The 15,059-nt window shown below is 31.7% G+C and carries 15 protein-coding genes; 1 reads left to right on the forward strand and 14 read right to left on the reverse strand.

What is annotated here, in order from left to right; genetic code table 11:
* Positions 1 to 74: 74 nt before the first annotated feature.
* From ACJTHF_RS07735 to ACJTHF_RS07795, 13 genes are all read right to left on the reverse strand, one after another.
* A complete protein-coding gene (locus ACJTHF_RS07735) occupies positions 75 to 1,295 on the reverse strand; it encodes a M16 family metallopeptidase (protein WP_107603049.1) in 1,221 nt (406 codons plus the stop codon).
* A gap of 61 nt (positions 1,296 to 1,356) precedes the next feature.
* The gene (pnp, locus tag ACJTHF_RS07740; RefSeq protein WP_407812606.1) at positions 1,357 to 3,471 is read right to left on the reverse strand and encodes a polyribonucleotide nucleotidyltransferase; all 2,115 of its coding nucleotides are present in this window, start codon (positions 3,469 to 3,471) and stop codon (positions 1,357 to 1,359) included.
* A 120-nt stretch (positions 3,472 to 3,591) separates the two neighbouring features.
* Positions 3,592 to 3,861: a 30S ribosomal protein S15 gene (gene rpsO, locus ACJTHF_RS07745; protein ID WP_025905354.1), complete on the reverse strand. Its 270-nt coding sequence runs from the start codon at positions 3,859 to 3,861 to the stop codon at positions 3,592 to 3,594.
* A 102-nt stretch (positions 3,862 to 3,963) separates the two neighbouring features.
* Positions 3,964 to 4,920 (reverse strand): riboflavin biosynthesis protein RibF, encoded by a 957-nt coding sequence (gene ribF, locus ACJTHF_RS07750; RefSeq protein ID WP_025905353.1) that lies wholly within the window; start codon positions 4,918 to 4,920, stop codon positions 3,964 to 3,966.
* A 12-nt stretch (positions 4,921 to 4,932) separates the two neighbouring features.
* The gene (gene truB, locus ACJTHF_RS07755) at positions 4,933 to 5,844 is read right to left on the reverse strand and encodes a tRNA pseudouridine(55) synthase TruB (protein WP_088592392.1); all 912 of its coding nucleotides are present in this window, start codon (positions 5,842 to 5,844) and stop codon (positions 4,933 to 4,935) included.
* 270 nt (positions 5,845 to 6,114) lie between these two features.
* The gene (gene rbfA, locus ACJTHF_RS07760) at positions 6,115 to 6,459 is read right to left on the reverse strand and encodes a 30S ribosome-binding factor RbfA (RefSeq protein ID WP_048542606.1); all 345 of its coding nucleotides are present in this window, start codon (positions 6,457 to 6,459) and stop codon (positions 6,115 to 6,117) included.
* A 97-nt stretch (positions 6,460 to 6,556) separates the two neighbouring features.
* Positions 6,557 to 7,723 (reverse strand): MalY/PatB family protein, encoded by a 1,167-nt coding sequence (locus ACJTHF_RS07765; protein ID WP_107603050.1) that lies wholly within the window; start codon positions 7,721 to 7,723, stop codon positions 6,557 to 6,559.
* A 20-nt stretch (positions 7,724 to 7,743) separates the two neighbouring features.
* Complete coding sequence (gene malX, locus ACJTHF_RS07770; RefSeq protein ID WP_058591395.1) at positions 7,744 to 9,309, reverse strand: maltose/glucose-specific PTS transporter subunit IIBC; 1,566 nt, start codon at positions 9,307 to 9,309, stop codon at positions 7,744 to 7,746.
* 115 nt (positions 9,310 to 9,424) lie between these two features.
* Complete coding sequence (locus ACJTHF_RS07775; protein WP_058591394.1) at positions 9,425 to 10,198, reverse strand: MurR/RpiR family transcriptional regulator; 774 nt, start codon at positions 10,196 to 10,198, stop codon at positions 9,425 to 9,427.
* 68 nt (positions 10,199 to 10,266) lie between these two features.
* On the reverse strand, positions 10,267 to 10,710 hold the full coding sequence (locus ACJTHF_RS07780; RefSeq protein ID WP_107603051.1) for a hypothetical protein: 444 nt from the start codon (positions 10,708 to 10,710) through the stop codon (positions 10,267 to 10,269).
* A 314-nt stretch (positions 10,711 to 11,024) separates the two neighbouring features.
* Entirely contained in the window at positions 11,025 to 11,876 is an 852-nt protein-coding gene (locus ACJTHF_RS07785) for an aminoglycoside 6-adenylyltransferase (protein ID WP_084754733.1), read from the reverse strand.
* An 11-nt stretch (positions 11,877 to 11,887) separates the two neighbouring features.
* The gene (locus ACJTHF_RS07790; protein WP_058591390.1) at positions 11,888 to 12,451 is read right to left on the reverse strand and encodes a dihydrofolate reductase family protein; all 564 of its coding nucleotides are present in this window, start codon (positions 12,449 to 12,451) and stop codon (positions 11,888 to 11,890) included.
* A gap of 68 nt (positions 12,452 to 12,519) precedes the next feature.
* Positions 12,520 to 13,020 carry a methylated-DNA--[protein]-cysteine S-methyltransferase gene (locus ACJTHF_RS07795; protein ID WP_106417514.1) on the reverse strand — a complete coding sequence of 167 codons (501 nt, stop codon included), beginning with the start codon at positions 13,018 to 13,020 and terminating at the stop codon, positions 12,520 to 12,522.
* 132 nt (positions 13,021 to 13,152) lie between these two features.
* Between ACJTHF_RS07795 and ACJTHF_RS07800 the strand changes: the two genes are divergently transcribed.
* The gene (locus ACJTHF_RS07800; protein WP_078355712.1) at positions 13,153 to 13,701 is read left to right on the forward strand and encodes an Ada metal-binding domain-containing protein; all 549 of its coding nucleotides are present in this window, start codon (positions 13,153 to 13,155) and stop codon (positions 13,699 to 13,701) included.
* A gap of 25 nt (positions 13,702 to 13,726) precedes the next feature.
* On the opposite strand, the gene arsB is transcribed toward ACJTHF_RS07800, so the two are convergent.
* On the reverse strand, positions 13,727 to 15,016 hold the full coding sequence (gene arsB / locus ACJTHF_RS07805) for an arsenite efflux transporter membrane subunit ArsB (protein WP_107603055.1): 1,290 nt from the start codon (positions 15,014 to 15,016) through the stop codon (positions 13,727 to 13,729).
* Positions 15,017 to 15,059 lie beyond the last annotated feature (43 nt).

The raw sequence follows: 15,059 nt of genomic DNA on the forward strand, positions 1-15,059 counted from the left end.
ATACAAGCACATACAACAGTCTTATACATATTTTAAATTAAGGAAGACAATAATTTTTATATCAGGTCATAACTTTATGATTTCTCTGTCAAAATAAACTCAGAATAAGGTGCATCCAATAATCTTTTCGTAGCTAATTTAATATCATTTAACTGGATTTGATTGATTTCGTGCTCGAACTGCTCATTCGTAACTAATTCATTATGAAACATGATTGAACGTGCATTTCTCGTCATTTTATTTTGGTTAGATTCAGATGCCATTAAAAAGCTTGTGATTATATGACTTTTAGCATCATCTAGTTCATTCTGTGTGATACCGTCATTTAATAATGACTCGAGCACTTCAGTAATAAGTTCACTTGATGCATCAACATTTTCTTTATCAGTTGCTACATAAATTGTCAGTAAACCATCATTGTGAAAACTTTGGAAATCTGAGTAAACATTATAACATAATCCATGTTCTTCTCTTAGAACTTGGAACAATTTAGAGCTCATTGTTTCGCCTAAAATCGTGTTCAATATATTCGTTGCATAATAGTGTTCATCATTATAACTTGGTGCATCATAACTTCTCATAAAATGCGTTTGCTCTAGCTCGTTTTTATAATAAGTTTCTTTCTTCTCAATAAAATTCATGCTTTGTTCTTGTTGATTAAGCGGTATTTCTACCCCATCAGATAATTGCTTAAGCAATGTTTCTTTCATAGATTCACTATAGGCACCCGCAACTGAAACAATTAAGCGATTACTTTGATAATACTTTTTATGGAAATCAACTAATGTATCTCTATCAATTTGATTGACACTATCAGGCGTACCAAGGATCATTCGTCCTAATGGTTGGTCTTTATAAATTTCATGTTCTAATTTATCCATTAACCATTCTTCTGGTGTATCTTCAATCATTTTAATTTCTTCTAAAATGACTTTTTTCTCACGAACAATTTCTTCTTCAAGAAATAGTGGATTTTTAACCATATCTATAATTAAATCAATTGCTTTATGTTCAAATCTTTTTAATGTCTTACAGAAATAACAAGTGTACATTTTTGTCGTATATGCATTGTTATAGCCACCAATTTTATCAAATTCATTTGATAATTGCTGTCTTGTATAGTGTTCACTACCTTTAAATAACATATGTTCCATAAAATGAGCAATACCTTCCGGATAATCACCTTCATCACCCGTTCCAGTATTGACATAAACACCTACACTAATTGTTTCACTGTTTGGAATTTCTTCAAAAATCACAGTCGTTCCATTATTCAGTCGTTGTAAATCAGCCATATTTATTCACCTCAAAATAAATAGGGACACGTCAATGTCCCTATCTGAATCATTTCATTTATTATTTTTGTTCTTTTTCTTCGTTTAACAATACTTTGCGTGATGCGTTTACGCGTCCTTGACGGTCAATTTCAGTTACTTTTACTAAGAATTGGTCACCAATTTTAGCTACATCTTCAACTTTGTTAACTCTCTCGTTAGAGAATTGAGAAATATGAACAAGTGCATCTTTACCTGGGAAGATTTCAACAAATGCACCGAATTTTTCGATACGTTTAACTGTTGCCATATAAATTGCACCGACTTCAGCTTCTCTTGTAATATCTTCAATAATTTGTCTAGCACGGTCGATCATGTCTTTATCTTTAGATCCAATAAATACTGTACCGTCTTGTTCGATATCTAATTTAACACCTGTTTCATCAATGATTTCATTGATTTTCTTACCACCAGGTCCAATAACATCTCTAATTTTATCTGGTTTAATATGCATAATTTCAATTTTAGGTGCATATTGGCTAAGTTCTTCTCTAGGTTCTCTTAAAGTTTCAAGCATATGATTCAAGATATATAATCTACCAATTCTTGCTTGCTCAAGTGCTTCTTTTAAGATTTGTTCACTTAAACCATCGATTTTAATGTCCATTTGAATAGCAGTGATACCTTTTTCTGTACCTGCAACTTTAAAGTCCATATCACCAAGTGCATCTTCCATACCTTGAATATCAGATAAAATTGTATAGTTATCATCTTTAGTAATCAAGCCCATTGCAATACCTGCAACTGGTGCTTTAATTGGCACACCTGCATCCATTAAAGCTAAAGTTGAACCACAAATTGAAGCTTGTGATGATGAACCATTTGATTCAAGTACTTCTGAAACAACTCTTATTGTATAAGGGAATTCTTTTTCATCTGGAATAACTTGTAGTAAAGCACGTTCACCTAATGCACCGTGACCAATTTCACGACGTCCTGGCGCTCTCACTGGACCTGTTTCACCAACTGAGAAGTTAGGGAAATTATAGTGATGCATGTAACGTTTTTGTTCTTCTGTACCTAAGCCATCAATGATTTGATGTTCACCTAATGCACCTAAAGTCGCAACTGAAAATGCTTGTGTTTGTCCACGTGTAAATAAACCTGAACCATGAGCTCTTGGTAATAATCCAACTTCAGAAGATAATGGTCTGATTTCTTCAGGATTACGTCCATCTGGTCTTACTTTATCTTCAGTAATTAAGCAACGCACTTCTTCTTTTACAAGTGCATCTAATACTTTACTTACATCTTTGAGTACTTCTTCATTATCTGGATCTTCTTCGTTTGTAAAGTCATTTAGAACTTCTTCTTTAACTGCAGAAATATTAATATCTCTTTGTTGTTTTTCTTCAGTTCTGATTGCTGAAATAATATCTAAAGCTTCTGCTTTAGCACGAACTGTTTCTTCAAATGAAGCTTCAATTTCAACCGGTATAAATTCAGCTTTTTCAGGTTGAACATCTCCAATAATAGCTTCTTGGAATTCAACTAATCTTTGAATTTCTTTATGACCAAATAAAATAGCATTTAACATTGTTTCTTCTGTTACTTCTTTAGCACCCGCTTCAACCATGTTAATCGCATCTTTATGACCCGCTACTTGTAAATCTAATAAAGAAACTTCTCTTTGTTCAACATTAGGATTGATGACAAATTCACCATCTACTAAACCTACGTTCACACCTGCAATTGGTCTTTCAAATGGAATATCTGATACAGATAATGCCATTGAAGAACCAATCATTGCTGCCATTTCTGGTGAACAGTTTGGATCAACACTCATTACGATAGAAATAACTTGAACATCATGTCTGTATCCTTTAGGGAATAATGGACGAATTGGTCTATCAATTAATCTACTTGTTAAAGTAGCATCTTCACCAGGTCTACCTTCACGTTTATTAAAGCCACCAGGAATTTTTCCTGCTGCATACATTTTTTCTTCATAGTTAACCATTAATGGGAAAAAGTCTACATTTCTAGGTTCTTTTGATGCAGTTGCTGTTGATAATACAACTGTATCCCCATATCTTACTAATACTGCACCATTAGCTTGTTTTGCTAATTGGCCCGTTTCAATTATTAATGGACTTCCTGCCCATTCTGTCTTAAAGACTTTCTTCTCTTGAGACATTTATGAATCTCCTCTCATACACTTAATCTCTTATATCATACCATTATACACATATTTTTTATATTTATTTATAAAAAAATCGAAAGAAATCTGATTGATTTCCTTCGATTGAAATTACGATTAGCGACGTAATCCTAATGATTTAATTAAATCACGGTAACGTTGAACATCATTTTCACGTAAATATGTTAATAAATGTTTACGACGACCAACCATTTTTAATAATCCACGACGTGAATGATGGTCTTTCTTGTGAGTACGTAAATGTTCGTTTAAAGCAGTGATTTCTGCTGTTAAAACTGCGATTTGTACTTCTGGAGAACCAGTATCAGTTTCATGTACGCGGTATTGTTCGATTAGTTCGTTTTTTCTTTCTTGTGAAATTGCCATTGTCAATTTCCCTCCTATAATTGTATTCACCGTAAACCTGAGCTGATCGTCGGAGTGTCGATAAGCCAAGGATTAGGCACTCAAATCATTATACATAACTCTTTATGTTCTTTCAAGTGATAATAACGCTTTTGCTTCTTCTTTATCTTGCTTAATTTGATTAACAAGTGCATCAATGCCATCAAATTTTTGTTCTGGTCTAATAAAATGGTGCCAATATACTTCTACACGTTCACCATATATACTCTCTTCAAAATCAAAGATGTTAACTTCAATACTTATTTGAGAAACAGACGGATCATGGAATGTTGGTTTCACACCAACGTTACACACACCTTTATATGACTTATCTCTTGATTTAATGAGTAATGTTACAGCATAAACACCTTTTCTCGGTAATACATAGTCATCACTAGGTTCAACATTAGCTGTAGGAAAACCAATTGTACGCCCTCTTTTTTCACCTTGAACAACCATACCTTTAATAACATATGGACGTCCTAAAGCTAAATTACAAGCTTCTATTTCTCCTAGTTCAAGTGATGTTCTAATATTCGTAGTTGAGATTTTTTCATCCTCATGTAATGTTTGCTTAGATACGACAAATACATCAAATGGATAATCATTCTCTTGTAATGAAGCCATATTACCTTTTCCATATTTACCAAAACTAAAATCATAACCTGCAATAACAGCTTTCACATGATTTTGAATAAAATATTGGTCAATAAAATCATCTGCAGACACATCTGCAAATGTTGATGAAAAGTTAACGACGAAACAGTAATCTACGCCTAACTTTTCAATTGCTTCAATTTTATCAGCAATAGGTGTTAAATACGTTGTTCTTTTCTTTTCAGGATTTAAGACAACTGAAGGGTGAGGATCAAATGTCATAACAGCTTTTTTTAAATGTTTATCTTTAGCTACTTTAATCATTTTTTTAAGAACTTGTTGATGACCTAAATGTATGCCATCAAAAAAACCGATAGCTAAAGCAATATTTTCATTTACAAATTGTTTAGATTTAATTGGGTGTGTAATTTCTATAACTTCCATCAATATACTCCTTTAAAGAAAAACTTTTTTCGGTTTATAAAGTGTTTCATTTTTATCGTAAGTATCCATAATAGCAATTGCTTTGTCTTCATACCAAACAACAAATTCGCCATCATGTTTACTTTCATCTATTAAAGATTTTTCTATTTTTTGTCCGTTTTGAATACGCGTTACGATATCTTTATCATGTACGGTAACTTTCGTTAAACCATTCAATCCATATTCTAATGGAAGAATCACATCTTGTAACTTATCTTGCTCAACTATTTCTCTTAAGTCATCTAATTTAATAGCCTGTTCTAAAGAGAAACCGCCACTTTTCAACCTAATTAAATGAGACATATGAGCAGGATAATTAAGTAACGCACCAATTTGAGTTGCTAACGTTCTAATATATGTCCCTTTGCCACATTCAACTTCAATTTCAAATTTACAAGTATCATTCTCATAAATAATATCAGAAATTAAATCAATACTGTTAATATGTACTCTTCTGACAGGACGTTCAACTTCAATATTTTGTCTAGCATATTCATATAATTTCTTACCATTAACTTTAACAGCAGAATACATAGGTGGAATTTGTTCAATGTCACCTTCTAATTGTTTTAAAGTCGCAATCATTTCATCTTTGTCCCATAAATTTTGATCAACACGCTTCTGATCAACTATCTCACCAGTTTGGTCTTCAGTCGTTGTACTAACACCAATCGTTACTTCAGCTCTGTAGGATTTGCCACTTTCCATCACATAATCACTTACACGCGTCGCTTTCCCTACACAAATCGGTAGTACACCACTTACCTCAGGATCTAAAGTTCCAGTATGGCCAACTTTTTTTGTTTTTAAAATTTTACGAAGTTTAAATACGACGTCATGACTTGTCATACCAACTTCCTTATGAATTGCTAGAATGCCATCCAAATTTACGACCTCCATAATGTTTCTATTCTTTTTAATTTTACATGAAAATATTCATAAAAAGAAGAAATAACTCAATTCGCATAAAAAAACGATGGTGTTAGAAACAGAATTACGAGAAATGTCCATAACGAAGACGTTTTCTTACTACCACAATTCGGAATTATGGTAGTTACAGCTTTCTTATTACCAGAATTCTGAATAATGGTAGTTACAGCCCCTCTAATCAAAAAAAGACCAAGACACCTTATAGTGTCTTAGCCTAAATTTGGATTAATCATTACGATTTAAATCTTGAATCATGCGTTCAATTTTATTACCGTAATCGATTGATTCATCATATTCAAAATGCAATTCTGGTAAAATACGTAATTTCATACGATTACCTAATTCTGATTTAATAAAGCCTTTTGCTTTTTCTAAACCTTTAAATGTATCTTCTTTTTCTTTATCAGAACCTAATACAGTTAAATAAACTGTAGCGTGAGACAAGTCTCCTGGAAGTTCTACATCTGTAATTGTTAAAAATCCAACTCTTGGATCTTTAAGTTTATTGTTGATAATATCCATTAATTCTTTTTTCATTTGTTCGCCTACTCGTTCAGAACGAATACTCATATATTTCACCTCTTAACATTCTCATCTCTCTATATACATTAGTACATTATAGCACATGCTTGAATGCTTAAAAAGATAATCACTCGATATAAATATATTATGTTTCAATACTTAACTTTAGTCGCTCTAATCCTTCTAATACTTTAGACTTTGGGCATCCAACATTGTATCTCAAAAAGTGCTGACCGTTACCGCCATATGTTTGACCATCCATTATCGCAACTTTGCCTATGTTAATAAGTCGGTGTTGCAATTCATCCATCGTCATATTTAGATCTGAAACATCTAACCATATAAGATATGTTGATTCTGGATAGACAACTTTAATTTCTGGTATGTGCTCTTTTAAGAATAATTGAACTGCATGTATATTGTCATCTAAATATTCGTTTAAAGCATCTACCCAATCACTCGCTTTTTCATAGGCTGCTATTGTAGATTCCATCCCCATAATGCTTGGTGATGATAAACCGTCTTGCTTTTTCAAATGATTTAAAAATATATCCCCATCTTCTTTATTTGGAATTAAAGTATACGCAAAAAGTAACCCCGGAAAATTAAAAGTCTTACTACCACTTGTCACAATTGCTATATCATTTTTACTTTTATCTAGTATTGGAATGTGGTTGTTTCCTTTTCGAACGATATCCATATGAATTTCATCAGAAATGATATAAACATGATGTTCCTGACATAGTTTAATGATTGTAGTCAGTTCATCTTCAGTCCATACTCTACCTGTTGGGTTATGAGGAGAACATAATAACAAAATTTTATTTTCAGGTTTCGCTAATTGCATCTCTAATTGTTTAAAGTCAATTGTATAATAACCCTCTTCGTAGAAAAGTTGATTCTCCACAACTGTACGATGATTCTCTTTAATCACATTGTAAAATGCGTCATATGCTGGTGTTTGAATAATCACACCATCATTCAAATTAGATTTCATATAAATTAACTGTGAAACTGCATATATCACAGTTGGTGTATAATAAATCCAATCTTCATTAATTTCAGTATTAAAACGTTTTTTATACCAATTCGTAACGGTTGATTTAAAGTCTATATGATTCCATCTCGTATAACCGAATATAGGATGCTTCATACGATTATTTAAATGTTCCATAATTGTATCTGGTAGCGCGAAGTCTGTATCTGAAATCGTAAATGGCAACAAGTCACTTTGCCCAAAACGGTCTTGGACATAATCCCACTGAGTACAATTTGTCCCTGTTCTATCAATCACCTTATCAAAATTATACATTACAAAAATCCCTTCTTAACTTAAATAATGGCATCTAATTGTTTTCGAACAGTTGTTACTCTCGTTCCGATGATAATTTGTACATTTTGTTTGTCTAAATGTACGACACCTAATGCACCGAGTTCTTTTAACTTTTCATCATCAACAATTTCCGCATCTTCCAGCACTAATCTTAAACGTGTAATACAGTTATCAATGCTTATAATATTACTGGAACCGCCAATCGCTTGAAGCATATCAGAAGCCATATCGTCTGTATGATTTGTACGATTTTGTGTCGCATTACTTTCATTATTATCGTTCTTTTCAACTGTTCTACCTGGTGTTTTTAAGTCGAATTTCAAAATAACTGTCTTGAAGACTAAATAATAGATAACAAACCATATTAATCCAACAATTATGACGAGCCACCATTTCGTATAACTACCTTGCATGACACCAAATATTAGAAAGTCTAGTACGCCACCATCTGTATTACCAATTGTCACACCTAGAATATTCATAACCATAAATCCTAATCCTGTCATAATGACATGGAAGATCCAAAGTAATGGACTAATGAATAAAAATAAAAATTCAATTGGTTCAGTAATACCTGTAACAAATGTTGCTACAAATCCTGAAATTAATAAGCCTTTTATTTTATGCCTATTCTCTTTAGGCGCTGCGTGATAAATTGCTAAAGCCGCAGCTGGTAAACCAAACATAAATGTTGGCATTTTACCTTGTGATAAAAATGCAGTTACATTTGGAGATATTGGTAAATTATTTTGTAATTGCGCATAAAAAATATTTAATGCGCCAAATACATCTTTACCTTCAATAATAGAATGTCCACCAACTTCAGTAAATCTAACCATCGATACTAAAATATGATGTAATCCGAAAGGTAATAATAACCTTTCACCAGCACCAAATAAAAATGGTCCAAATACACCAGAATGTTGAATTAGTGCCCCAACACTTCCAATGATCATACCGAAGAACGGCCAAATAATTGGAATAATTAACCCGACTACTGCTAATGCGAGAGACGTTACAATTGGTACAAACCTTGACCCTGAGAAGAACGCAAAGCTGTCAGGTAACTGTGTATAGCTAAATTTATTATGTAATTTATAAACGATAAGACCAGAAATGATACCACCGAGCACACCCATTTCGAGTGTTTGAATACCTAATACCATACTTTGTCCAGCTTGTTGTAATTTATCTGTATCTGCTAATTGATGTGTCTCAGTTAAATAGAAATTAATCGTTAAATTCATAACTGTATAACCTACAAACCCTGAGAAGGCAGCTACACCTTTTTCATGTTTAACAAGTCCGATTGGTATAGCAATCGCAAATAGTACAGGTAAATATGTAAACGCAAATCCCCCAACTGTTGCTAAGAACTTCAATGCTAGCTGTATCATGTTATTCTCTAAAAATGGAAAGACATCAATCATTGATTCACTTGTAAATGAACTCCCTATCCCTAAAATCAAACCCATAAAAGCTAATAAAGCTACTGGAAGCATAAATGTCTTCCCCATATTTTGAAGAAAATCCCACACATTACTTTGCTTCTTCTTTTTACTCATACTCAATAACACCCCTTTAATACATTTATGTTATTTAAATATACAAATGTATTAAAGGGGCATCAATAGTATATAATCATTTTGGACGCGCTTTCATCTTATGAATGTCGTTACATTATAATTGTCTACCATACATCATTAATAGAAAATCTATCATAAACATAGCAGCGTGCCTCGAACTTAAATCTACATTTCCAATATAGATACTATTTGTCTTAGCGATTAAAGTTATGGTCGATAACTGTGCCAACTTAGAATGCCTATTACTAACAATAGAAATAATTGGTACTTGGTTATCTCTTAACTGCTGTGCATAACGAACAATATGTGAGGTTTCACCACTTGAACTTACACAAATTGCTAAACTTTCCTGATCTAAATTATGCGTTACCGCTTCTAATTCATCCCAATCAGTTCTCGCATGTGCTACTTTACCTAGAAATGTTAATTTTCTACTTAAATCAATCCCGTTTACTAAACTTGCTCCCACGCTTATGATTTCTATTACACGTGCATCACGTATAAAAGCTACTGCTTTTTCGATATCTTGGATATTGATCTCATTCATTGTATTCTGGAGGTTCGCCAAATTTTCATTCATAAAATCATCCATTTCAACATCAAAACTTTGCACATTGTTTACTTTATTTAAATCAGGTTGATTTTGTAATAAGGCATATTTCAGTTCTCTATAGCCTTGATAACCTAATTTTTGAGAACATCTACTGACAGTTGCAGTCGACACAAACAACTTTTCAGCAATATCATCTATGTTCATATTTGCTATCGACGTATAATCATTCAAAATAAAATCCAATACCCTCTTCTCTAATTCACTTAAATCATTTCTTCTTTTTTGTAATTTTCCTACAAGTGCATTTTGTTCCATTTTAACCCCTCTTAATATTTTCACTTTTACTCCATAAACTATCAATCAATAATTCACTATATACCATCTTATGCATGCTTAAATATGATAATAAATGAAACAATAAATAATATTTGCAAGAATGCTCTTAAATAAATATTTGTTGGTGCTTTGTCACCTAATGATATGTTTTTAGCATGTGCTTTTATATTGCCAGGAAACAATACAAAACATAGAATAATACCAATTACACTGAATACCATATTAAATTTAGGAATAAATACACTTATCGCAATGACAAATTCCAACCATCCTGTTACATACACAATCATTTTCGGATTTGGAACACTACTCGGAACCATTTTTATAAGAGAATTTCGAATAGAAGGCATAAATCTACCAATAAATGTATACATAAACGCAAAAAATATTGAAAATTGAGCGACATTCATCCACATACTTTCAGTTTGAAATATACGATGTACAATAAATCCGATAAAGCAGCCGACAAAATAAACAATCATTGTTTGCATAAGAACCACTCCAATACGTCATATTTGTAGTTCATGTTTAACTTTACTGCATCCAATCTATTTACTTACCTATTCCCTTATTATAGTGTAAATATACATCAAAAATAATGATTCGTACTTTAGTGAATGTCATTAACTGTCACATAGCAAGTCATCATCCATAACACAAATTTCACTTTTCTCAATAAACAGTTATGCTATATATATCAAGTATATTTATATACTTGAAGAGAATCCGTATTCTCGACTCAACAATAAAAGTGCTTATCTTCCAAAAATGGGAAGTATATCTCCAGCTAAGGTATACTTCCCATTTACATGTCAGTAAATCCAGTTATTTGATTATGATTATATTTAATAACCTTATTTGCTTCCGCGGTTTCTAGTTCCATATTTAAATCTTTGGCTATTTCAACTGATAAAATATAAAATTGCTCTGTAATACTTAATAATGAATTTGTTATATCTACAACTTCACCATGTGGATATGATTCCAACAATTTATTCCATTCAGACTTAGAAATGTATTTTTTTAATAATTTATGATTTTTTCCCGTTGAGATTTGCCAATTAAATTTGTTACCGACTTTCCAGTCATACATAGTCAAAAGTAAATCACGCATCATATTTAAATGATCAATAGCATAAAAAATTTCTTCTCTTTTAATGCCTTTAACAACATACGTTGATAACCACCAAAATTCATTACAAACAAAATCAAACCCCTTCTGGTTAGGTTGCATAATATGATATTTTTTATCACTTGGTTCAATTTGTTCACTAAAATAGTTATCCTTATCAATTAATACCTTCAGTAAATAATCTTCATGTCTATATGCTTCTATACATTCAATTGGTATAAATCTGAAATCTACTCGCATGTGATTTTCAAACAACACCATATAAAATAATTGATCCTTTATACCACTATCAGAACGCTCTCTATTACACTGAGAAATAATAGGCTCTCCAAAATTTTTAATAAATGATACATGTTGAATAAACGACTCATAATTCTTTACGATAAATGCAATATCAAAATCTTGATATTCATCCGGTTCAATAAATTTATTAACCCTAGACCCATTCATGCAAACTGCTCTAATATCATCTTCAATCGAAGCATTATTAAAAATTTCTTCCAATACCTCACGTTCAGTTTTCATAACATCACCTACTACTCATTATGATAAATTAATTGTATAACACCTGATTTAAATTTTCTTGAATGTACTAGTTTAAGTTGTTGTCTATCTTCAATATCTATAAATAGTGGTTTTCCTTTTCCTAAAACTATAGGATGTATAGATAGCCTATATTCATCTACTAATCCATAATTTACAAATGTCGTGATTAAGCTAGATCCACCATATAACCATATATCTTTACCTTGCTTACTTTTTATTTCATTTACATGTTCTACGATATTATCTTTAATAACATTGACATGTTTATCTTCAAACTTAAATTTTTTTGAAAAGACATATTTTTCTTTGGCATGTATGTTTTTCCACATTAATTTATCATCTTCTGAATCTTCTAAACTCGGTTGAAAATCTCCCCATGCTTCGTAACTTTTTCTTCCATAAAAGATTGTATCGACTTGATTTAAAAAATCATCAAAATTCATTTCAGGATCCATAATACACCAGTCAATCTCGCCATTTTCACCTTCGATAAGCCCATCTAATGTAACAGCTAAATCTAAAATGACTTTCCTACTATTATCATCACTACTCATATATTGACCCCCAATCACTTCTTTCTATTATCATACACGAAATGATAATAGAAAACACACCTCATTATTTATGATAAATGGGTGTGTCTTGATTCTAACTCTAATAATGATTGCTTCATTTCAAGTCCGCCTCTATAGCCTCTTAGTTGTCCGTCTTTGCCTATTACACGATGGCAAGGTATCACAATGTTTAATGGATTTTTACCGATTGCTGATGCAACGGCTCTAACTGCATTTGGTTTATTTATTTTATTGGCTAACTCTGAATAAGTTGTTGTTTCTCCATATGGTATTTTAGTCAATGCTTGCCACACGGTTTCGTTAAATGGGCTGGAATTTATATCTATTTTTAAGTCAAAAGAATTTCTTGTTCCATTAAAGTATTCATTCAATTGGTCGATAAATGGTTTAACTTTGTCTTGATTTTCTTTGATTTCTATATTTGAAATAAACTGATGTATTTCATTTTCTTTATCAAATGAGCCTACAAATGCGAGACCTTCATCACTTGCATAAATATCGAGTTTTTTATTAAGATGCTTAAGAATACCATGATAAATTATTTTCATCGTCTCCCTCCTTTGGTGAAAGTTTAAATGAATTTATTTGTAAACTCAATATAAATAGTCGTTATCACAATTAGATAGCAATATAAGGATATTTTTATATGTTATGATATTTTTGAGGTGATAGATTTGGCAATGTATTTAACTGAGAAAAGATGGCAAGACATTAAAACAAACAATAAATTAGCGAATGATGATTTTGTATATGCAGTTAAGACGACAATGATATTCTGTAAACCTTCATGCAATGCTAAATTACCTAATAAAGAAAATGTTTCAATATATCGAGACTATCACGAAGCTATAGAAAATGGTTATCGTCCTTGTAAAAAGTGTAATCCAACAGGTCAATTATTAGAAGAAGAAGAATGGGTATTACAAATAAAAAATTTCATTCATCGATATTATCATTTAAATCTTACATTAGATGAAATTTGTAACCAATGTCACGGTTCAAAGTTTCATTTATCAAGACTTTTCAAACAAGTAACACAACAAACCATTATGCATTATTTATATGAAATAAGAATTAGAAAAAGTATCACACTGCTTGCTGATAACACACTAACAGTTCAAGATATTAGTAGAAAAGTTGGTTATAAAACAACATCACATTATATCAAAGTATTTAAGCAATTCTATTTTATGACACCCTTACAATATCGCAAACGGAAAAACAGTTAAGATAGCTTCCTATCTTAACTGTTTTTTAAAAGATTAACAAAGTTAAATACAATCCTACTAATGTAATGAATAATACAGGTATCGTTATGATAATACCTGTTTTAAAGTATGTGCCCCAAGGTATTTTAACACCTTTTTGTGACAATACATGTAGCCACAATAATGTCGCTAATGAACCGATGGGTGTAATTTTTGGACCGAGATCTGAACCGATAACATTTGCATAAACCATGCCTTCTTTAAGGAGACCAATAACATCTGATTGATGGATAGCGAGTGCATCTATGAGAACGGTTGGTAAGTTATTCATAATCGATGATAGAAATGCTGCTATAAATCCCATTCCCATAATACTTACAAATAATCCATGTTGAGAAATGTCTGTTAGTATATGACTTAAAATTGCAAGGATACCTACATTTTTTAGTCCAAAGACAACAAGATACATACCAATTGAGAATACGACAATATTCCATGGCGCACCTTTGAGTACTTTTTGAGTATGAACTGCAGGAGATTTTCTAGCAAACCATACAAATATAATCGCTACTATTCCTGCAATAATTGATACAGGTATGTGTACAAACTCACTGATAAAATATCCGATGAGTAAAATGGATAGTATAACCCATGACATATGAAACAGTTTCAAATCTTTAATTGCTTCTTTTGGTTGTTTTAAATGATGATCATCAAATGTACGTGGTATAGACGATTTAAAGAATAACCACAATACGGCAATACTAGCCAATAACGAGAAAATATTGGGTATGAACATATGTAAAAAATATTCAACAAAACCAATATTAAAATAGTCTGCAGAAACAATATTAACTAAATTACTCACTGTAAATGGGAGCGAAGTTGTATCTGCTATAAATCCACTTGCTATCACAAAAGGAAAAATGATTTTCTTATTAAATCCTAGATGACGTACCATTGCCAATACAATAGGCGTAAGTATCAAAGCCGCGCCATCATTCGCAAAAAATGCAGCAACAATTGCACCTAATATCATGATATAAACGAACATCTTTACACCATTTCCACGAGAGGCTTTAACCATATGAATCGCAGACCATTCAAAGAATCCAATTTCATCAAGAATAAGTGAAATGATAATTATCGCTATGAATGTCAATGTTGCATTCCAAACAATGCTGGTCACTTCAAATATATCTTCTATTTGTACAACACCAGTTATAATGGCAATTAATGCACCTATAAAAGCTGTTAGGCCGATATCTAATCCTTTCGGTTGCCAAATAACGAAAGTCAATGTCAATACAAAAATTATGATTGCAAGTATGGTCATCATCATTTCCCTCCTTTCGTGAAAATCTCAAAATTATAAACTA

Source organism: Mammaliicoccus sp. RAM2 (genome assembly GCF_045897195.1).
Classification (GTDB): Bacteria; Bacillota; Bacilli; order Staphylococcales; family Staphylococcaceae; genus Mammaliicoccus; species Mammaliicoccus sciuri.